This is a genomic window from Candidatus Defluviilinea gracilis, assembly GCA_016716235.1.
GTDB lineage: Bacteria > Chloroflexota > Anaerolineae > Anaerolineales > Villigracilaceae > Defluviilinea > Defluviilinea gracilis.
Map to the genome: position 1 here is coordinate 1,195,504 of JADJWS010000001.1, position 19,969 is coordinate 1,215,472.

The window sequence follows — 19,969 nt, forward strand, 5'->3', positions numbered from 1 at the left end:
GCGGAACTACTTGACCATCAAACTACACAACTAACAAACTATCCAACTACCAAAACTACCCAACTAAATTATACCCTTTGACCTCCCGCCCTTCTCACACTACAATACCGCCCTATGCGCGATTGGTCACTTGCCACTGGCGACCCGCTTTGCCTCACCCTCGCGGCGGATTCACGTCTCTCCATCCCCGACTACCTCAACGATCACATCTGGGAACTCGAATTCGGCGGCGCAGAGCCAGCCTCGCTTGCGCTTCACACCACGTATGGCTTGCGCGCCAAAGCGATGCGCATCTTCCACCGATTCAGCGAAGGCAAAAAATCCGTCAGCGACCCGAAAGCGTTCGCGCTCCCGCCCACCGTTCGCCGTTTTTATCCAAACTTCCTCATCGTTGACTACTCGCCATTACCCAACATTGACGTATCCACCGAATACTGGGTTCCACAATCCAACGCGGTGTGTGGGCGCGTCACGGTTGCCAACAAATCCAACGCGAATCGAAAAATAAAACTCGAACTCTGCGCGGTGCTGGTCGCGATAGACGGGCAAAGCATGTCCGCCGCGCAGGCGCAGATGGTCAACATCCTCGGAGGACAAACAGGCGGACTCTTCCCCGTCCTCTTTATGACGGGCGGACCCGCTCACGGCGCGGGACCTCATCCCTCGCTTCTTCTCGACCTTGAGCTTGGTCCAGGCGCGACGCGTCAACTCACGTGGACTCAAGCCGCGACGGATCGGTTGCAGACCTCCTTTGAACTCGCGCGTCAAACGGCGGCGCGTCCGTGGGAAGCCGAACGCGCGCGGCTCGAACTGCTCAACGCGAGTCAGACAATTGACATCCGCACCGCCGACAAAGAATGGGACGCGGCGTTCGCGTTGAGTCAATCTACCGCGTTTGGATTATTCTTCCCTCCGAACGAACATTTGCCGAACCCTTCGTTCGTCTCTTCGCGCGGACCTGACAACGGCTACTCGCCCAAAGGCGACGGCACCGACTACCCCGCCTCGTGGAACGGACAATCTCCCTTCGACGCGTATTATCTTTCGGATGTTTTGCCCGCCTCGCAAGCCGCGCAGGATTTGTTGAAAAATTTTCTCGCGGTTCAAAATGACGACGGCGCGATAGACGGCAAGATCGGCTTGGCGGGTCAACGCGGACGGTATCTCTCCGCGCCGTTGTTTGCCAGCCTTGCATGGAAACTATATGAAAGAAATGAAGACAAAGATTTTCTAAAACACGTTTTCTCGCAATTGCAAAAATTTTTCTGGTCGTGGTTCTCGCCCGAATACGACGATGACCGCGACGGCATCCCGCAATGGAAACATGTTTTGCAAACGGGCTTTGAAGATAATCCGCTGTTCGATCAGTGGCATGAATGGTCGTTGGGAGTGAATATCTCGCAAGTCCACAGCCCCGCGCTGGAAGCGATGCTCTACAACGAAGCCGCGTGTTTGATCAAAATAGCAGAATTACTCGAAGAACATAACTCGCTCACGTTACTTCACGAGCAAGCCGCGAAACTGCGCGCGTCCATCGAGTCCACGTGGCAGGCGCGGACGGGTTTGTATCACTACCGCGAACGCGGCACGGGGTTGAGTCTCGCGGGGAAAGTTCTCGTCAGGCAACAAGGCTCGGGGACGGCGGTGACGAAGATCAAGTTCGAGGGACAGATCCGCTTGCTAGTGGAGATCCAGACCCAAAGCGCGGCGGCGAAGCGTCCGCAGATCCGCATTCATCAATTTTCCACGAAGCCCGCCGACGAGATCATCGAAAGCGGCGACTATCAATGGCGCAGTGGCGGCGCGATGTACACCACGAAAAAAACATATTCGAAACTTGCGAAGGTTTCGGTGCGCGGACTCAGCGATGAGGACACGGTCATCATCAGCACGCTCGATTACACCACCGAAGATCACACGCTGTTCGCGCCGTTGTGGGCGGGAGCGCCAGACGAGGCGCGCGCGCAACACATGATCGGGCGCGCGCTGTTGGACGCGTCACGTTTTTATCGTCCGTATGGAGTGCCTGCCTGCCCTTCATTGACTCAACCCGAAGCGGAAACCGTTTCGCAATCGGTTCATCTCCCTTGGAATCTTTTTGTGTGCGAAGGCTTGCTGAGATACGGATTCCGCGCGGACGCGGCGCGGCTGTTCGCGCACAACATGACGGCGGTCATCCAAAGCCTGAAACTGAATCGCGCCTTCCACGCGCGCTACCACGCCGAGCGCGGCACAGGCATCGGCGAACGCAACGCCCTCAGCGGACTCGCGCCCGTCGGTTTATTTTTGAAAATTTTAGGAGTTGAAATCCATTCACCCACGCGCGTAAAACTCGAAGGCGAAAATCCCTTCCCCTGGGATGTGACGATCCAATTCAAAGGCTTGAAAGTAATTCGAGGTCAGAAGAAAACGGAAGTTGTATTCGCGAATGGCAAGTCTGTGACGGTGGAGGGAGGCGAGTCGGCGGTGGTGGAGGTGTAGGTGACTTGGATGGTTGGAGATCGGGAAGATATCATCCCAATCTTGATTCTTTTGGTATAAAATTGTATAAAACCCATCGACTGGGGAAATAAAAAATGACAAAACCAAACGAAACACTCTGGGAAATTGAGCCTCATACAAAAGCAAAGCATGAAATATTGCAAAGGTATTTGAGTGCATGGTTCCCAATTCTCGGGTCGAAAATTCCTCGTATTGTTTATATTGATGGTTTTTGTGGACCAGGAAAATATCTTGCGGGTGAGGATGGTTCCCCCATCATTGCGCTAAAAGAAGCATTGAAGCAACCTGTGTTAGCAAATTCAGAAGTGGTTTTTTTGTTCGTTGACGAGCGGGGGGATCGTATTCATCATCTAGAAAATGAAATATCGTTATTGAAGAAACCTGGTAACTTTCCAAGCAATTTTCATGTTTGGTGCAGGGTTAATGAGTTTGAAAATACACTCACAGAGATTCTTGATAAGATACAGCGAGATGGACATCGGCTAGCCCCGACTTTCGCTTTTATTGACCCTTTTGGATTCAAAGGGGCACCATTTGCTTTAGTAAAAAGGCTCTTAGCAAACCAAAGAACTGAAGTCTTCATAAACATAATGATTGACTACGTAAATCGATTTGCATTGCATCCTTCCCCCGTTGATCGTCAACATATCAAAGACCTGCTTGGAGCATCCGACTCGGAAATTGATCAGGTTGTTAATACTCAAGACCGTGTTTTAGCTTTTCGGCAACTTTATCAGGACAAACTTCATAAACACGCTAAATTTGTGCGATATTTTGAAATGCGTGATCATCGAAACAAAATCATTTATTATCTGTTCTTTGCAAGTAATCATCCTCTCGGACACGCGAAAATGAAAGAAGCATTTTGGAATGTGGATAATCAAAGCGGATATAGATTTTCTGATCGCACCGACCCAAATCAACCAGTTCTTTTTGAACTTGATCCGTCTGATAATTTAGCACAAGAATTAAAAAGGCGGTTCATTGGAACAACACAATCTGCTGGGAAAATCATCTCATTTGTTGAGGATGAAACACCTTATATTTCATCCCAAGCCCGAAAAGCGCTGAATAATTTAGAAAACGGGAATGAAATATCAGTTGATGCCATTAAAACTGATGGAACAAAGAGAAGAAAAGGTTCATTTCCCGAAGGCGTAATAATCCACTTTTAATGTTTTTTAGAACATTTATACTATAATTGAATTAAAATATTGTTTTTCACGGAGGTGAAATGGCTACCCAATCTCGGATCGAGTGGACAGAATCCACTTGGAATCCGCTAACTGGCTGTACGAAAATCAGTCCTGGCTGTAAGTACTGCTACGCCGAAAGAATGGCGAAACGTCTTCAAGCAATGAATCAACCCAACTATGTCAATGGTTTCAAGTTGACCATGCACGAGCATGTGCTTGAAAAGCCATTGGAATGGAAGACCCCTCAGGTTATTTTTGTCAATTCAATGAGCGACTTATTCCACAAGGACGTACCTTTGGAATTTATTCAGCGCGTCTTTGATACGATGAAACGCGCTCATTGGCACCAGTTTCAGGTCTTGACGAAACGCTCTGAACGTTTGGCTGAACTTAGCCCTTACCTAGAATGGACTGACAATATTTGGATGGGTGTTAGTGTTGAAAACGAAAAGTACACTTTTAGAATTGACGACTTGCGGAAAACTGGAGCAAAGATAAAGTTTCTATCTGTTGAGCCGTTGATTGGTCCGATATCGAAAATGAATTTGAAGGGAATAAATTGGGTCATTGTTGGCGGTGAATCGGGACCAGGCGCGCGTCCGCTGGAAAGAGAATGGGTTGTTAATATCCGCGACCAATGCTTGAAAGCAAAAGTACCTTTCTTCTTCAAACAATGGGGCGGGGTGCAGAAGAAAAAGACAGGCAGATTACTCGATGGAAGAACTTGGGATCAGATGCCTGTGGATATAAATTTGGCGAGGGCATAAAAGAAAAGGCGGTGATGAACCGCCTTTTTTCATTGGTCATTATTCGTTTATTTATCCTGTTACCCCGCTAAGGGCAGAAAAACTTCCTGACGGACAATATCCGCCGCGTAAGCAAGCGCCGCCTTCACCGATTCCTTGTTCAACTGCGGATATGAATCAATGATCTCATCGAAAGACATGCCGTCCGCAACACTTCCGACGATCATCGAAACGGGAATTCGCGTCCCTGTGATGCACGGTTCGCCGTGATGAATCTCAGGGTCAACGGAGATAAATTTGTGCCAGTCAATTCTCATGCGGTGCTCCTTGCGTTGTGGTGATTATACCTCTTTGTGCGAGGTGTAGTTTCTTGGGGGTATAATTTTCGAGAGACATGCAATGACCGAATTAGAGAAAATTATTTTGAGTGAAATCTCAACTCTGCCAGAGACGCGCTTACGCGATGTGTTGAGATATATTCGATTCATCAAACTGGGGTTGGCAGATAGCGATGAAATCAAAAAGCGTTTCGAACGATCTTTGAAACGCGTGCGCGCACGGGCGAAGAAACTCAACATTACACAAGAGGATATTGATGCTGAGGTTCGAGCGGTGCGCGAGGGTAGATAGAAAGTTCGTACTGAGGGCGGAGTTTCTGGAATTAGGGCTTAGATTCGGTGTTTCGTCTAGTTATTGCATTTCCGATGAATTTACCCACAAAGTAAATCACAGCACCAATAAGTAGAAATCCCAAAAGATCATCTTCAAAATTCATACCAAGCAGGATTCCTATAAAAGTCCCTGCTGCCATGGAAAGAAACGCCCAAAACTGACCTTTTAGAATGGCTACTAGAGCAAGTATTCCAAGTATTATGAATGGACCAGTCGAATCGTTCATATGTGCCTCCGTGGACTCAAAGGTATTGTTATGATTGTTGTGGAAGTTTAGCTAGAATTTGAAACTTTATTCGATTCACGGACTCCGAATATTCCTTGACTTCTCCTTTCACGCCTAAGCCTAGTGATGCGGCAAATATTCCTATTCCGCCTTGTGATTTATCATCTTCTCCTATGGTTAGGAGAATATCAAAGTCAATTTGTGTAACCAGCGGCTGCTCGTCTGTTTCATCATCACTTATGAAAGTTTTATATCCCTTTATGTCATCGTCCCATTGAAGATGTTGTGGATTAACAATCGCACCTTTTTTCTTCGCGAGTTCCTGTGCCTGTGACACCCCACTTATTATCTCTAAAATAGTTTGTGCGATGAAATCGCCTAATTTCATTTGATTCATTTTTCTACCTCCTTCCAATTTGGAAAGCCGTGATATAAACGCTGAATTTTTATGTCAACCGTAGTGAGTATAGCATGTTAATTTGTGCTGAAAATATCCCTGCAACATTATCCCCTTTTGCCACCATCTTAATGTGATTTCGGGTAACAATCGGCAAAACGCCAATAACGATTGGACACTTGCCATCTCACAACTATCCTGTATACTTTTGTAAAGCCATGTACTTCCTTGCTTGTCGTCTTCGCCGTTTAGAAGAAATAGGGTAACACCATGACAACTCCAACTACAAATTACGACGAAACCAGCGATACTTTGTATATTTCATTCGCCCCAAGCGAGAAGGCAACTGGCGTCGAACTGAATGAACACATTCTTCTCCGCATTGACAAGGAGAAGCGTAAGGCGGTTGGCGTCACCCTCCTGAATTATTCTGTCCTCGTTCAACGGGCGGATTTCGGTCCGCGCAGTTTTCCGCTCACGGGGCTGACGCAGTTATCCGATGAAACTCGCGAAATTGTTCTCTCTATTTTGGGAACTTCGCCAGTGAGGGAGATTCTGTCCCTCTCAACGTACACCCCATCTTTTACCGAATCGATTCCCATCACACTTCTTCATCTTCCAGCATCGCAAGCCGCGTAATTAGCAAAATTCCTTCAAAATGCCAATAAGGAAATCCCTTATTGGCATTTTAGGCTTATAATGCCAATAAGAAAGCCTTTTATTGGCATAAACCCGTGAATCCACAAGATTTCGTCTCCCCCGCCGCAGGACAGGCAATCCGAAGCCCAAAGGGATATTGGGCATTCATCCCCGCGTCTCTGCCTCCCGCCCTAAACTGGACCGCGGGACTCGTCTCGCTGGCTGGCGAAGCGGAACGCGCGCTGGCGGAACTTTCGACGGTCGGAAAATCCTTCCCCGCGCCGCACGTGCTGACCAGTTCATTCATCAGGCAGGAAGCGGTCATGTCCTCGCGCATCGAGGGGACACAAGCCACCTTGGAGGAAATCTATCAATACGAAGCGGGAGTCCCTGCCACACAACCCAAGTCTGATGCGAGAGAAGTCCATAATTATGTGTCCGCGCTCGATCATGGAATAGCGCGATTGAACACACTGCCCGTCAGCCTGCGATTGATCCGTGAATTGCACGAGCAATTGATGAATGGCGTGCGCGGCGACCTGTGGACGCCTGGCGAATTCCGCCGCTCACAAAACTGGATCGGCCCTGCGGGAAGCACGCTTGAGTCTGCTCCTTACGTGCCGCCTCCTGTGGATGAGATGCTCGAGTCGCTCAATCGACTGGAACGATACATCCACGCGCCTTCGGATATTCCGCCCATCGCGCGGGTTGGGTTGATTCACTATCAGTTCGAAGCGATTCATCCTTTCCTTGATGGCAATGGGCGCGTGGGGCGACTGCTCATCGTTCTTCTGTTATGCCAATGGGAATTGTTGCCTCAGCCTTTGCTGTATTTGAGCCATTACTTCGAGAGACATCGAAGCGAGTATTACGCCCGCCTGCTTGGGGTCAGTCAGCAGGGCAAATGGGAGGAATGGCTCACATTTTTTCTGGTCGGCGTGCGCGACCAATCGCGTGACGCGACCATCCGTATTCAGAGATTGCAAACCTTACGGGAAACATACTATTCGAAATTTGCGGCTGAACGCAAGACCGCTCAACTCCAACAATTGGTGGATTTTCTCATCGGGCATCCCATTGTCACCATCTCACAAGCGCAGACCGCGTTGAAAGTAAAAGATTTCAAAACCGCTCAAAGATATATCGCCAAAATGCAAGAGGCTAAGATATTAACCGAGATCACAGGCAAATCGCGCTATCGGCTGTTCCGCGCGAATGAACTATTGAGAGCGATTGAAGAGCCAGTCGGCTGAGTGTTCGGCTTGCCATCTCGCAACTATCCTGTATACTGTTGATATAGAACACCGCCCGCAGGTTTTTTCGCAGGATCAAGTTGAGTCAACCCAACCTGCGGAACGTTTCAGGATGTGGAGGTCCCCATGAACGACATCAAACATCTCATGCTTGCCGTTGTGCAGGAACAAGACCACGAAGCTGCCACACGCGCCCTCGAAAAATTGAACGTGCCTGTGGCGTTCTTCGCCAGCGCGGGCGGATTCCTCGGTCGGCGCAACGCGACCCTGCTCATCGGTCTGCACAAAGGACGCGAGGAAGAGGCGATCAAAGCGCTCGAGGACTCGTGCCGCCAGCGGATCGAATATCTCACTCTTCCGCTCGAAGGCTCGCCTCTGCCGATGCCCGCGCCCGTCCCCGTCACCGTCGGCGGCGCGACGATCTTCGCGTTACCTGTGGAACGATTTGAAGAAATATAGATGCGTAGGGCGCGTTCTCTAACGCGCCATCGGCGTTAGAGAACGCCGACTATACGCGATAGGAGTTATCCCATGAAAATGATCATCCTCATCATCAAAGACAGCGACTCGGACCACGTGACGCAAGCCCTCACCACGGCGGACTATCGCGTCACGCGCGTCGCCTCCACGGGCGGATTCCTCCGCAGTGGAGTCGTCACCCTGCTCCTCGGCGTGGACGACGACCGTGTCGACTCTGCCATCGCGCTGATCCGCGAGAAGATGGGCAAATCCACATCGGACGAAAAACGCGCCACGTTGTTCGTTGTCCCTGTAGAGAAGTTCGAGCAGGTATAAGAAGTTAAACCTAGCCACAGAGTTCTCAGAGAAAAATCTCAAATTCCCTGCGCGCTCTGTGGCTAATCCATGTTGAGGTTATCTATGAATAAACGCATACGCATTTTCACCGCGATCATCATTCTCGTATTATCCATCCTCGCGTGCGGAGTCCCCTCGAACGGCGCAGACAGCCCCCCGTCCGCGACGGAACCGCCTTCATCGAGCGATCAAGTCGCCACCGTAGTCGCATCCACCATGCAGGCGTTGACTCCCGTGTCTCCCGATTCTCCAACGCCGCAACCAGCAGGCTTACTTCCACACTCGCTTTATTTCGTCAACAATGACAACGCGGGCATCGCGCAAGTCTTTCGACTCGAAACCGACGGAAAGACAACCACGCAGATCACGTTCGAGCCGAGCGCCGTCGGTCATTATGACGTCTCTCGTATAGACGGAAGCGTTGTGTATGTGTCGAACAATCAATTACTGCTCATCAATGCCGATGGTTCAGGCCGGCGTGTGCTGGTAGATGGCGGACCCGTGGACCCGGATTACCGATATGCCGAGGGAATCAACAACCCCGCCTTTTCACCGGACGGGCAGACGATTGCCTTCGGGCATAGAGGCTTGGTTCTATATGCGGTGTCAACGGGCGTTTCCAATATGGTGTTGGAAAACGTGACCGGCGACATCAGCGGCGGTCTTGGACCCGGTCAAATGTACGTCCCGCAACGATACTCACCCGATGGAATGATGATCCTCATTACAGTCGCCATTCCAAACAGCGACGGCGTCTCGTCTGGAATCTATTACCCTGCCGCAGATTTGCTCCTGCCTGTGAATGGTGAAGACGGCGCGGCAGTCTGCTGTGGCGAACAAGGCTGGGCTTGGGATAGTTCGGCGTTATATGCGGGCGTCTCGTCTGTTGGGATGTTTGGCTCCGGTCTGTGGCGGATAGACGCGTCCAGCGGGAATATGATCACCCTTCTGCCTACCGAATCGGGCGGCAGTTATAACCTCGCTTCGAATCCGTATCTCGCGCCCGACGGTCAACTGTATTACTTTTTTGCCAATGCGCCTGCAACCGAGGAGTTCGTCAGCCGCGCGCCGTTGCAAATTGTCCGCTCGGCTCCCGATGGCGTAACGGGCAGAACGGTCTTATTGCCCGAAACCTTTGAACTCATGAACGAAGCCCTCTGGGCGCCCGACGCCAGTTTTGTCATCGCGGCAATCGCGCCCTCCGATCAAATTTATCAAGGCGGCGCGCTCGAACTTTTTTACACGCACGCCGAAGCGGGCTTCCTCACGCTCGCGCCGTTCGGTCAGCAACTCAAATGGGGTCCGTAAAACTTTTCGGCGGCATCGAGGGCGGCGGCACAAAATTCAACTGCGTCGTGGGAACCTCTCCCGACGACATTCGCCGCGAGGAGCGCTTCGCCACCACAACCCCAGACGCAACGCTGGATAAAGCGATTCGATTCTTCCAACAAGCCGAAGCGGATTTTGGCAGACTCTCTTCATTGGGGATTGCGTGCTTCGGTCCTGCCGACGTTCAGCCTGCCTCGCCCACCTTCGGCTTTATCCTCCCGACGACAAAACCCCACTGGTCGAATTTCAACGTAGTCGGCAAGATACGATCCGCATTCGACATTCCCATCGCCTTCGACACCGACGTCAACGGCGCGGCATTCGGCGAGTGGACATGGGGCGCCGCGCAAGGCTTGGACACGTTCATCTACTTGACGATTGGCACAGGCATCGGCGGAGGCGGACTCGTCAACGGCAAACTCCTGCACGGACTCCTCCACCCCGAAATGGGACACATCCGCATCCCGCATGACAAATCGCGTGATCCGTTTGAGGGAATCTGTCCGTTTCACAAAGATTGTTTCGAGGGGCTGGCGTCGGGTCCCGCCATCGAAAAACGTTGGGGTCAAAAAGGCGAAACGCTCCCGCCTGAACATCCCGCTTGGGATCTGGAAGCGCGCTACATCGCGCTGGCTCTCGCAAATTTCATCGTGACTCTTTCTCCTCAACGCATCATCATCGGCGGCGGAGTTTCAGGGCAAAAGTTTCTATTCCCCATGATCCGCGATCAGGTGAAAACAATCTTGAACAAATATGTACAATCATCGGCAGTCGCGGAAAATATTGACGCGTACATCGTCCCACCCGCGCTGGGGACTCGTTCGGGAGTGTTAGGCGCGATCGCGTTGGCGCAAAAGGCATGAACAAGAAACCTTGCGAAGGTTCACAACCTTCGCAAGGTTTTCTTCATTATGGAGCGCTAACTTCAGCAGGCAATAGCGAACAAACAAATTGATAGAATTCGCTCGCCGCTTTATATGCCTTTTGATATTCCTCCTCAGTTGGCTCCAGAGTTTCCCCAGGATAGCGATACGCTGTCGCGTATGGTGAGACTTGTTCAGCAACATCGAACCACGAAGTGAACTTTGGCTCCACTTCTGATGCCATCGTTACCAGTAAGCGCAAATCATGTGTCTTTTCAAAAGAGAGGTCGTGGTAAACAAGCCAGCCTTTGATGACCTTCTCCGCTGTTTGCTGGCAATGATAGATTGCCGTATCTAAATAGGAGTCTTTGCCGCGCGCAAGTTTTTTCGCGGACAGCAGATCGCGCCGCGCTTTCATCACCCATTTACGCGTGAGTGTGCGTTTCGCGTCCATACAGCAGTTTGCCTTCGCGCGTAATTTGCGCTTCTAACGAAGCCTTCACCGAAACAAATCGTTCGAATTCACTCCGCGTTTTCACCAACACATCCACAGGCGCCTTCACGCCCCGTAAGCTTCGCTGTGCCCGCACCGCCCGCTGGATGGGTTTTTGGCGGCTATTCTTTACGATCACAAGCAGATCCATGTCGCTACCCGATCGAGGTTCGCCCCAAGCGTGTGAACCAAAGAGGTAAATGGTTTCAGGTTGAAACTCATTCACCAAACGTTCCACCACTTCTTTTCGCAAAGCAACAGGTATCTTTTTCATGTTTTTTGAAATTATAGCACGCAAGGATATCCCGTAGTATAGATCATCCCGCAGTTCAACTGCGGGACAACATAACTTTCATCCTAACACAAAATTATCAATCAACCTTGTCTTGCCAATGAAGACTGCCATCGAGAGCAATGTCTTTCCTCGAATCACATCCAACTCTTCGAGCAAGTCGTAATCGGCGCAGGAGATGTATTGTGGTTCAGCCAGCGGCTCGCTCGCCAACACCTCTTTCATCTTTCCTCTTACTTTCTCTGCATCCCTCTCGCCTGCCTCATACAGTTCCTTCGCCGCGCTCAACGAACGGAATAACACCGTCGCGGCTTTGCGTTGGTCGGCGCCCAAGTACACGTTGCGGCTCGACATCGCCAAGCCGTCAGGTTCGCGCGTCGTTGGGCAAACGATAATCTCGACGGGGAAATTCAGATCGCGCACCATTCGGCGGATGACGGCAACTTGTTGCGCGTCCTTTTGACCGAAGTATGCCTTGTGCGGCTGGACGGCGTTGAACAACTTAGCCACAACGGTTGTCACACCTTTGAAGTGACCTGGTCGCATCGCCCCTTCGAGCGGACGGGTCATCGCTTCGACCTCCACCCACGTCTGGAAGCCCGTAGGATACATGCTCTCCGCTGACGGAGTCCACACAAGGTCGGTGAACGGCTCGATCAGGTGTAAATCACGCTCTAAATCACGGGGATACTTGGCGAGGTCTTCCTTCGGTCCGAACTGAGTCGGGTTGACGAAGATGGAGACCACGACGCGCTGGCACTCGTCCCTTGCGCGGCGGATGAGCGAGAGATGCCCGTCGTGGAGGAATCCCATCGTAGGGACCAGACCAACCGTCCCGTCGAAAGAGAGGCGGGTTTCCCTTAGTTCATCCAGTGTAGAGACTGTTCGCATATCCGTAACTTCCCTTGTTGACAGGAGTAGAAAATCTGTGCTAAACTTAGCCTACAAATCAGTCAAAGGAGACTCAAATGGCTTTTTCATACACCAACTCAAAAGGCAATACCTACTTCCTGCACACCAAGAAGTCGCTGACTTCGACAGGCAAGGAACGCACCCTCTTCTACTTCTCGAAGGAATTGAAGGAAGCCGAAGCGCTCGACGCCGTTCCCGCAGGCTACACCGTCGCTGAGATGAAGACGGGCATGCTCGTCCTCAAGAAGGCAACCGCCAGCTAGGAAGACGCAGGGTTCATCGAAGTATAACCCTGTTTATTCAACGCTCAGCCCGCGGGGTTGGGCGCACAACCAAATACTTTTAGATAAAAAAGGAGACTAACATGACACGCACACAAGCATCTAAAAGACCTACCACACAGAAAGTGAGGGAGACATGCCAGCGCTAAACCGAGTTCAGTTGATTGGCAACCTGGGGAAGGATCCCGAAAGCAAGTTCACCCCTACGGGGAAGAAAGTGGCTCATTTCAGCATCGCCGTCAATAACCGCTGGAAAGGCAAGGATGGCGAGAGCAAGGAATACACGGAATGGGTCAACGTGGAAGCATGGGGACGGCTCGGCGAGATCTGCCAGCAATACCTGAAGAAGGGAAGTCTCGTCTACATTGAAGGTCGCTTGAAGACCGACAAGTACGAAGACAAAGGCGAGACCAAGTACTTCACCAAGGTGGTTGCGCTCACGATGCAGATGCTCGACCGTAAACCCAGCGATGAACCCGTAATGACGGTGGAAGAAGAAGCCGCAGATTACGAGGCGTAAAACAAGAATTGACGACCTGAAAGGGTCGTCAATTTTTTTAACCGCTAAGCGCGCTAAGAACGCAAAGTTTAAAAGATTTCGGTTCTACCGTTTATAACGGGATAACTCTTTTCAAACACAAAGGACACGACGGTCACAAAGGAAAAACCTGTGAAATCAAGGCTCTTTCCCCCCTTTGTGTACTTGGTGTCCTTCGTGTTAAGGCTCTTTCCCGTTAATTACGGGAGAGCCAAGATTTCTTAGGGCGCCTTGCGCTCTTCGCGGTTCAATGGTTTTCTTTATTTCTTCGCCTTCGACTCAGCGGGAAAACCATGCATATGTGCCAGTAGATTGCAGGGTGATACGAGCATGGGTATCATCAACCAAAACCAATGGGATCATGGTCCATTCTGCGTCGCTGGTAGAAGGAACCTCTACCGTGTACGAAGCATTGCCATCAAAGCCAGCGGGAATTTCAAAGGTGAGTTCCACTTTGCTTCCAAAGGGAAGTTCATTCACGATCTTGCCCTGTTGCAACAAGGTGACGGAAACGCCTCCGAGGGGTGTGCCGAGGCTATCAACTCCGTTTTGCAATTGAGAAACATCTACGGGATTGAGCAGGACGGAATATCCGCATAATCCCGTAAAGCGGAGCCAATGTCCGTCTCTCGTGACAGCGTCAACAACGTTCGAGGCGCAGGGCAGGGTAAACTCTTGTCCCCATTCGATCAAGAGTATTTCAGAAGAATTTCCCTTGTCCGTTGTGTTGGATGATTTCTCGGTGTTCTGCTCTTCTGGCGCAGGTGTGGGGAGTCCGCTTTCGATGTTGGTATGCGAATCTTCGGCGTTGTAATTTTGCACGGTGTCAAAATCTGCTCCTCCGTCGAGGGAATCGGTTCCCGCTCCGCCATCGAGTTGATCGTCGCCGGCGTTGCCGTTCAATGCGTCGTTTCCGTTCCCGCCATTGAGAGTGTCGTTGCCGTTACCGCCGTCGAGGTTGTTATCCACATCGTTCCCGGTGATCTGATCGTCCGAGCCGGAGCCGATTACGTTCTTGAACCAACCGTTGAGCGTGAGCAACAAACCGCCGCCCACATCTTGTTGGCTGGAATTGCTCAAGTCAATGGTAACGGAGTTTCCAAACAGGCTGAAATCGAGGGTGTCTTCACCGTTGGAGGTCAGGCTCAGGATGCCGGTGGCGCCCACACTAAACTTGAACACGTTGACGCCCGCGCCCCCGTCAGCGGTATCGCCGGCTTCATTGGTCCCTGTGACGACGATCTCATCGTCGCCCGCTCCGGCATCAAGCGTGTCCACTCCGGACCCGGTCTTGAGCGTGTCATTCCCATCGCCGCCTGTGAGCGTATCGTTGCCCGCGCCGCCATCGAGGGTATCGTTTCCGTCTCCGCCGGTGAGCGTGTTGTTCGAGTTGTTGCCGGTCAACGTATCGTTGCCATTCCCGCCGGTGACATTTTCAACTTGCGCGGAAGTCATGTTAAGCGTCAGGTTGGAGTTGACCGTCTGATTGCCGGTCAATGCGAGATTTACCGCCATATCGTTGGTGGAACCGGTAAACGTGAGTAAATCTGTCCCGCCGCCGACGGCTTCAGTGAGCGTGTCGGCGCCGAGAGATGTATTGGTGTTGAAAGCATAGGTGTCGTTGCCTGTGCCGCCTATGAGCGTGTCGTTGCCTGCGCCGCCGGTCATGGTGTCGTTCCCAGTGCCTCCCGAAAGCGCATTATTGAGGGCGTTACCGGTCAAGGTGTCGTTGCCATTACCTGAGGTGATATTTTCAACTTGAGCGGCAGTGAGGTTGAGCGTCAGGTTTGAATTGACGGTCTGATTGCCGGTCGTTTCCAGGTTGACGGTTAAGTCATTGTTTGAGCCGGCGAAGTTGAGACGATCCGTCCCGCCGCCCGTTGATTCGCTGACCGTATCTGTGCCGAGGGCGGAATCAGTGTCGAAGGCGAAGGAATCGTTACCAGTTCCTCCGATGAGCGTATCATTGCCCGCGCCGCCGGTCAGCGCGTCATTTCCTGAGGCGCCGTTCAACGTATCGTTTCCATTCCCGCCGGAGAGGGTGTTGTTCAAGGTGTTGCCGGTGATGGTGTCGCCGTTGTTTCCGCCGGTGACATTTTCAACTTGCGCCGAAGTGAGGTTGAGCGTCAGGTTGGAGTTGACGGTTTGATTGCCCGTGGTCGCCAGATTAACCGTCACGGCGTTGTTGGAGCCGGTGAAATTAAGCGTGTCTGTCCCGCCGCCCGAGGCTTCGGTGACCGTATCCGTTCCCAGCGCGGTGTTGGTGTTGAAAGCATATGTATCGTTGCCGGAATCCCCAGTGAGCGAATCGTTTCCGGCATTGCCTGTCAGAGAATCGTTGCCCGCGCCGCCGGAGAGAGTGTCATTCCCGTTGCCACCCGCTAGAGTGTCATTCCCAGCATCGCCGGTCAGTGTATCGTTTCCATTTCCGCTGGAGAGGGAATTGTTCAATGTGTTGCCGGTGATGGCGTCGTTTCCATTCCCACCGGTGACATTTTCAACTTGTGTCGAAGTGAGGTTAAGCGTCAAGTTGGAATTGACGGTTTGGTTGCCCGTCGTGGCGAGGTTGACGGTCACATCGTTGTTAGAGCCGGAGAAGGTGAGCCGATCCGTCCCGCCACCTGAGGCTTCGGTGACGGCATCAGTTCCGAGGGCTGAATCGGTGTCGAAGGCGTAGGTGTCGTTGCCAGTTCCCCCGGCGAGAGAATCGTTTCCTGCGCCGCCGGTGAGGGTGTCGTTGCCCGCGCCGCCGACCAGCGAGTCGTTCCCGCCTCCGCCGTTGACGGTATCGTTGCCTGCGAGGGCATCCACCGTGTCATCGGCGCCATCGCAGGTGATGGTGTTATTGCCTGAGGTTGCGGAGGGCGAACAGATTGCGAGGACTGCCTGTTGCGCGGGGATCGCCACGAACAGGAGCGCGAGCGAGACCGAGATCAGCCCGCGCCAATAAAAAGACAAATGCTTCATGATAAGAAACTCTCCAAAACTGAAATAAAAAAAGATAAAGCAAACGCATGGATATAATTTATCATTTACCCGTCCCACGGTAGTTTACAGGGGCTTTGCCAGAACCTAACAATCCAGTCATTTTATTCATAGGCATACCTTGCAGAAGCGTTGCGGTCGCTTGTAAAGTGATGAATCAAAAAGGACAACCTTGCGGCTGTCCTTTTAATCCTTGTATTATCAGTATTTACGAAGGTTCAGGCGACAGTTCGATTTGCTTGGCAAATTATGCCGCCTGCCTAGACGCAGCGCAGACGCCGCAGATTACGAGGCGTAAAATAAAAATTGACGACCTGAAAGGGTCGTCAATTTTTTAACCGTAACTTTCAAAACACATCTCCCAACCTTTCCTGATTGAAAACAGATATAACAAGGGTGTAAATTCCAAAGTCAAGATTTACCAGTAGAATGCCGTCGCGCTTAAATCCATTTCACTCATTCAAGAGGGAAACCATGCACGGCAAGTCAAATTACATTCGCGTCACACCTGCCCTGGCGGGCGGTGCCAGGGAACGAAAACCATTCTTCTTTGTTCTTTTCATTTTCATACTCGCTCTCGCCACACCTGTTCTAGCAGACTATCTCGGACCGAATCGCACGGTTACTGAAACGACCAGCGTGTGCAAAGTGGTTTTGTATGAATGCCAATATGTGGCTTCCAAAGACCTGTGGAAGTACAAGAAAGTGGACGATTGGTCGTGCTCCAACGAAGGCAAACCATGGCAGGGAGTTGACAACTACGATGGTGAGTGCGGACCATTCAGCGATGGTCGCACACAATGGGGCAAAGAAGAAATACTTCAAACTGTTACCACCACCCATCCCGAAGCTACAATTGCTTCTGCGTTGCAAGGATGTAATCTCAACAATGGCTGGTGCAACACTACTTCCGAACTATCCTTGAATGGAACAGAACCCCTGTCAGGATACAGCATCCTCGCCGTCGAAGGCTCGTTGAATGGACAAACTTTTGCCTGTTCAGGAGACAATTGCAGTGTATCCTTGAACGAAGGGAATAACGATTTCACCTTTTGGGCTTTATCCTCATGGGGCGATAGTTCGAGCATGGGAACTTTCTCTGCGAAGGTGGATACGGTTCTTCCGACATTAGGTTTGAACATCACCACAACAAGCGGGTCAAACGGCTGGTATGTTTCTCCAACTTCTCTCACAGCAACAGGCTCTGACTCAACTTCTGGCTTATCAAGTGTCTTCCTTTCAGTCGACAATGGAGCGTGGATTCCTTCCACTACCCTCAATGAAGGTGTATACAATGTCCTTGTTCAAGCAGAAGATAACGCAGGGAACATCTCCTCTTCTTCAACGATTATTTCTGTGGATACGACCACCCCAACGGTTGATGTATCCGTAAATGGAACAATAGGAAGCAATGGGTGGTATAGTTCGGGGATGCAAGTCTCAGCGACTGCCAACGATGCAACTTCTGGAGTTGGTTCACTGGAAGCCAGTTTAGATGGCGGGGGTTATCAGGCTTATAACTCTCCCGTCTCGTTCGCGGATGGCTATCACACGGTTCAGTTCAAAGCAGTGGACAACGCAGGAAATGAAACGGAAACCTCCGCGCAAGAGTTTTATGTGGACACGATTGCCCCAGCCATTGATCTGCCCGCTGAATGGGAGGTAAATGACACGATTACCTACAAAGTGCAGGATGATGGCAGTGGGCTGTCTGCGCTGCGGGTTGTCATCGAAGATGAAGGTGAGAAGTTTGCTAAAGTTGCGTGGAACGAGACGGTTTCAGGGAACAAGTTCAAAGGGGAGATCATATGGAATGGGAAGTTCAAGGATGGAACGGTTGCCCCGCCTGGTGAATATCTGGTATGGGTCAAGGTAACCGATGTTGCGGGCAATGAACGTATTGGATTGGGAAGAGTCATTGTTCCCTCTTTGTTCAGTTTGCTTTCGCCCAGTCAATCGTCTACAGAAATTCCTACTCCGCCTGCAGATTTGTTTGATTCTGACAATTTATCTCCAACAATATCGAATCCTGATCCTTCGACTTCGCCCAGTACAAGCTTTGGCGGGTCGACAACTCCAACGAATTCTTCAAGCGTTCAATCGCTGACACTTTCCTCTGGAACAGCCTCCACTTCCACTACAACATCAACCAATGTATTGTGGGGAGCAACAGCCGCCGCATTGATTGGCTGGGCAACTGCCACTGCTTTGGAAGAACGCAAAAAACGTCAACAGCAGGAACAAGCCCAAGTCGGCGAAGCCTCGCTTCAGAGAGAGCAAGTCAAAGCCCACGCCAGTCGAGATGAATATCCACCGATGACCCGCCAGGAGAAGGAACTCGCCCAACAGCGCAAAGAATTGCAAAAGATATGGGACGCCAACGGCGCGGCGGTCTATGAGGCGAACCGGGAATATCAAGCGAAGCATGGCAAGGAAATGGATGCGGCAACCAGAAGCAAGGCGATCAAGGATGCGACTAGGAATGGCGTCTTTAATGCCGAGGCATATGTGTCCAATTTGGAAGCGGAGAAGACGAGGCGAGACGCGCAAAACGAACGCATGGCGGACAAGATGACGCGCTTTGAGAAGGAAGAGGAAGCCCGTTGGCAAGCGCAACAAAAAGCGGCAGAGGAGAAGCAGAAAGCCGAAGAGTTGCAGGCGGGTCTCACCGCGTACTATGCCGCCACCAAGCCCCCCAAGCAGAAAGAAAAGGAAGGTGAGCCAAAAGTCAGCGCTGCGCTTGCCTGGGACAACGATCCGCCCCCATCCAAGTGGAGTACCTTTTGGCAAGGAGTTACGAATTGGTGGAATAATCTATTTGTTATTAAGCAACCAACACCCACTCCAGATGTCAGCGCTATTCAGACTCAGGCGGCAAAAACTTTCATAGCTCAACTCACACAAACTGCTCAGGCGACACCGACTTCCACGCCTACAGCCATGCCGACTTTTACATTGACACCTACTCCAACACCTACGATCTTTCCATTAGGTTATATTACCGATAACAATGTCAGGTTTAGATCGGGTCCTAGTTTGAAAGACAGTTATATAGAGTTGCTATGCGGCACTGAAGTCAAGATTGATACCCAAAAGAAAGAAGCGGATGGGAAAGTGTGGCAACAAGTGACGTACAATGGTATTAATGGTTGGATTGCTAGTGATTATTTAAGTGATGAAACCCCAGTTTGTGCCAATTTTGCAGCCAAATATGCTAAATACCCTGGCGCAGGTGAAACTGTGCAAATCACACGCCTACCTTTCGAACACTCGAATCCAACCTTACTATCATCTTGGTGGGGCTTTGGAAATACGGAATTTGCTCGGGATCATAAATATGAATTTTATAAACATACAACTGGTCTCCATTCTGGACTGGACTGGGGTGTTCCCTTTGGAACTCCGCTTGTATGGAACGGCAATACGTATGGCACGATCGTAGATAACGGCACTAAAAAACAGTATGCCTATCTCAAAATAGACGATTACATAGTAGTAAGAGCTGAGGGGTTTGATTTCATATATGGGCACATCTCAGATCGTCAAGTTAATATTGGTGATGTTATAAAACCAGGCCAAGTTATCGGCAGTTCAGGAATAGCTACCGGCGGGGATGCACATTTGCATTACGAGATTCGGCCCGTACCGGATGCTAATGGCATGAAGAGCTCTTTTGTTATCAACCCATTAACCTTCTTCACTCAAGATTTACAAAACCAATGGATTGTATTATTCGCAAATGACTACTATCTTCCAGGTGATGATCCGTTGAGTCTTGGATACTATAGAAACGTACCTATCCAGCCATAAAAGTTCTTCAGGTAACAAC

General features: G+C 50.9%; 20 protein-coding genes. 13 read left to right on the forward strand and 7 right to left on the reverse strand.

Annotated features, from left to right (window positions below):
- Positions 1 to 114: 114 nt before the first annotated feature.
- From IPM31_05620 to IPM31_05630, 3 genes are all read left to right on the forward strand, one after another.
- Complete coding sequence (locus IPM31_05620) at positions 115 to 2,481, forward strand: hypothetical protein (GenBank protein ID MBK9006455.1); 2,367 nt, start codon at positions 115 to 117, stop codon at positions 2,479 to 2,481.
- A 95-nt stretch (positions 2,482 to 2,576) separates the two neighbouring features.
- Positions 2,577 to 3,677 carry a three-Cys-motif partner protein TcmP gene (gene tcmP / locus IPM31_05625; protein MBK9006456.1) on the forward strand — a complete coding sequence of 367 codons (1,101 nt, stop codon included), beginning with the start codon at positions 2,577 to 2,579 and terminating at the stop codon, positions 3,675 to 3,677.
- A gap of 59 nt (positions 3,678 to 3,736) precedes the next feature.
- Positions 3,737 to 4,465, forward strand: a complete 729-nt coding sequence (locus IPM31_05630) for a phage Gp37/Gp68 family protein (GenBank protein MBK9006457.1) — start codon at positions 3,737 to 3,739, stop codon at positions 4,463 to 4,465.
- 59 nt (positions 4,466 to 4,524) lie between these two features.
- Here IPM31_05630 and IPM31_05635 read toward each other — a convergent pair whose 3' ends face one another.
- Entirely contained in the window at positions 4,525 to 4,761 is a 237-nt protein-coding gene (locus tag IPM31_05635) for a DUF433 domain-containing protein (protein MBK9006458.1), read from the reverse strand.
- Positions 4,762 to 4,843: 82 nt separating this feature from the next.
- Here IPM31_05635 and IPM31_05640 point away from each other — a divergent pair, with 82 nt between their 5' ends.
- The gene (locus IPM31_05640; protein MBK9006459.1) at positions 4,844 to 5,074 is read left to right on the forward strand and encodes a hypothetical protein; all 231 of its coding nucleotides are present in this window, start codon (positions 4,844 to 4,846) and stop codon (positions 5,072 to 5,074) included.
- Between the two features lie 31 nt (positions 5,075 to 5,105).
- Here IPM31_05640 and IPM31_05645 read toward each other — a convergent pair whose 3' ends face one another.
- Complete coding sequence (locus IPM31_05645) at positions 5,106 to 5,342, reverse strand: hypothetical protein (GenBank protein MBK9006460.1); 237 nt, start codon at positions 5,340 to 5,342, stop codon at positions 5,106 to 5,108.
- A 28-nt stretch (positions 5,343 to 5,370) separates the two neighbouring features.
- The gene (locus IPM31_05650; protein ID MBK9006461.1) at positions 5,371 to 5,739 is read right to left on the reverse strand and encodes a hypothetical protein; all 369 of its coding nucleotides are present in this window, start codon (positions 5,737 to 5,739) and stop codon (positions 5,371 to 5,373) included.
- Between the two features lie 270 nt (positions 5,740 to 6,009).
- On the opposite strand from IPM31_05650, the gene IPM31_05655 reads away from it, so the two are divergent.
- The 6 genes from IPM31_05655 (at position 6,010) to IPM31_05680 (ending at position 10,639) form a co-directional block, all read left to right on the forward strand.
- Positions 6,010 to 6,378 carry a DUF2283 domain-containing protein gene (locus tag IPM31_05655; GenBank protein MBK9006462.1) on the forward strand — a complete coding sequence of 123 codons (369 nt, stop codon included), beginning with the start codon at positions 6,010 to 6,012 and terminating at the stop codon, positions 6,376 to 6,378.
- 95 nt (positions 6,379 to 6,473) lie between these two features.
- Entirely contained in the window at positions 6,474 to 7,631 is a 1,158-nt protein-coding gene (locus IPM31_05660; protein MBK9006463.1) for a Fic family protein, read from the forward strand.
- A gap of 126 nt (positions 7,632 to 7,757) precedes the next feature.
- Complete coding sequence (locus IPM31_05665) at positions 7,758 to 8,090, forward strand: cyclic-di-AMP receptor (GenBank protein MBK9006464.1); 333 nt, start codon at positions 7,758 to 7,760, stop codon at positions 8,088 to 8,090.
- 72 nt (positions 8,091 to 8,162) lie between these two features.
- A complete protein-coding gene (locus IPM31_05670; GenBank protein MBK9006465.1) occupies positions 8,163 to 8,426 on the forward strand; it encodes a cyclic-di-AMP receptor in 264 nt (87 codons plus the stop codon).
- An 84-nt stretch (positions 8,427 to 8,510) separates the two neighbouring features.
- Positions 8,511 to 9,755 (forward strand): PD40 domain-containing protein, encoded by a 1,245-nt coding sequence (locus IPM31_05675; protein MBK9006466.1) that lies wholly within the window; start codon positions 8,511 to 8,513, stop codon positions 9,753 to 9,755.
- Positions 9,743 to 10,639, forward strand: coding sequence for an ROK family protein (locus tag IPM31_05680; protein ID MBK9006467.1), 897 nt, complete (start codon positions 9,743 to 9,745; stop codon positions 10,637 to 10,639). The genes IPM31_05675 and IPM31_05680 overlap by 13 nt, the downstream gene beginning before the upstream one ends.
- 46 nt (positions 10,640 to 10,685) lie before the next feature.
- On the opposite strand, the gene IPM31_05685 is transcribed toward IPM31_05680, so the two are convergent.
- The 3 genes from IPM31_05685 to IPM31_05695 form a co-directional block, all read right to left on the reverse strand.
- Entirely contained in the window at positions 10,686 to 11,093 is a 408-nt protein-coding gene (locus tag IPM31_05685) for a HEPN domain-containing protein (GenBank protein MBK9006468.1), read from the reverse strand.
- On the reverse strand, positions 11,065 to 11,406 hold the full coding sequence (locus tag IPM31_05690; protein ID MBK9006469.1) for a nucleotidyltransferase domain-containing protein: 342 nt from the start codon (positions 11,404 to 11,406) through the stop codon (positions 11,065 to 11,067). Before IPM31_05690 ends, IPM31_05685 begins: the two co-directional genes overlap by 29 nt.
- 78 nt (positions 11,407 to 11,484) lie before the next feature.
- Entirely contained in the window at positions 11,485 to 12,315 is an 831-nt protein-coding gene (locus tag IPM31_05695; protein MBK9006470.1) for a pantoate--beta-alanine ligase, read from the reverse strand.
- Between the two features lie 77 nt (positions 12,316 to 12,392).
- Between IPM31_05695 and IPM31_05700 the strand changes: the two genes are divergently transcribed.
- On the forward strand, positions 12,393 to 12,599 hold the full coding sequence (locus IPM31_05700; protein ID MBK9006471.1) for a hypothetical protein: 207 nt from the start codon (positions 12,393 to 12,395) through the stop codon (positions 12,597 to 12,599).
- A gap of 154 nt (positions 12,600 to 12,753) precedes the next feature.
- Positions 12,754 to 13,137 carry a single-stranded DNA-binding protein gene (locus tag IPM31_05705; protein MBK9006472.1) on the forward strand — a complete coding sequence of 128 codons (384 nt, stop codon included), beginning with the start codon at positions 12,754 to 12,756 and terminating at the stop codon, positions 13,135 to 13,137.
- Between the two features lie 297 nt (positions 13,138 to 13,434).
- Here the strand turns inward: IPM31_05705 and IPM31_05710 are convergent, their stop codons facing one another.
- The gene (locus IPM31_05710; protein ID MBK9006473.1) at positions 13,435 to 16,122 is read right to left on the reverse strand and encodes a hypothetical protein; all 2,688 of its coding nucleotides are present in this window, start codon (positions 16,120 to 16,122) and stop codon (positions 13,435 to 13,437) included.
- A gap of 492 nt (positions 16,123 to 16,614) precedes the next feature.
- On the opposite strand from IPM31_05710, the gene IPM31_05715 reads away from it, so the two are divergent.
- The gene (locus IPM31_05715) at positions 16,615 to 19,950 is read left to right on the forward strand and encodes a peptidoglycan DD-metalloendopeptidase family protein (protein MBK9006474.1); all 3,336 of its coding nucleotides are present in this window, start codon (positions 16,615 to 16,617) and stop codon (positions 19,948 to 19,950) included.
- Positions 19,951 to 19,969: the final 19 nt, after the last annotated feature.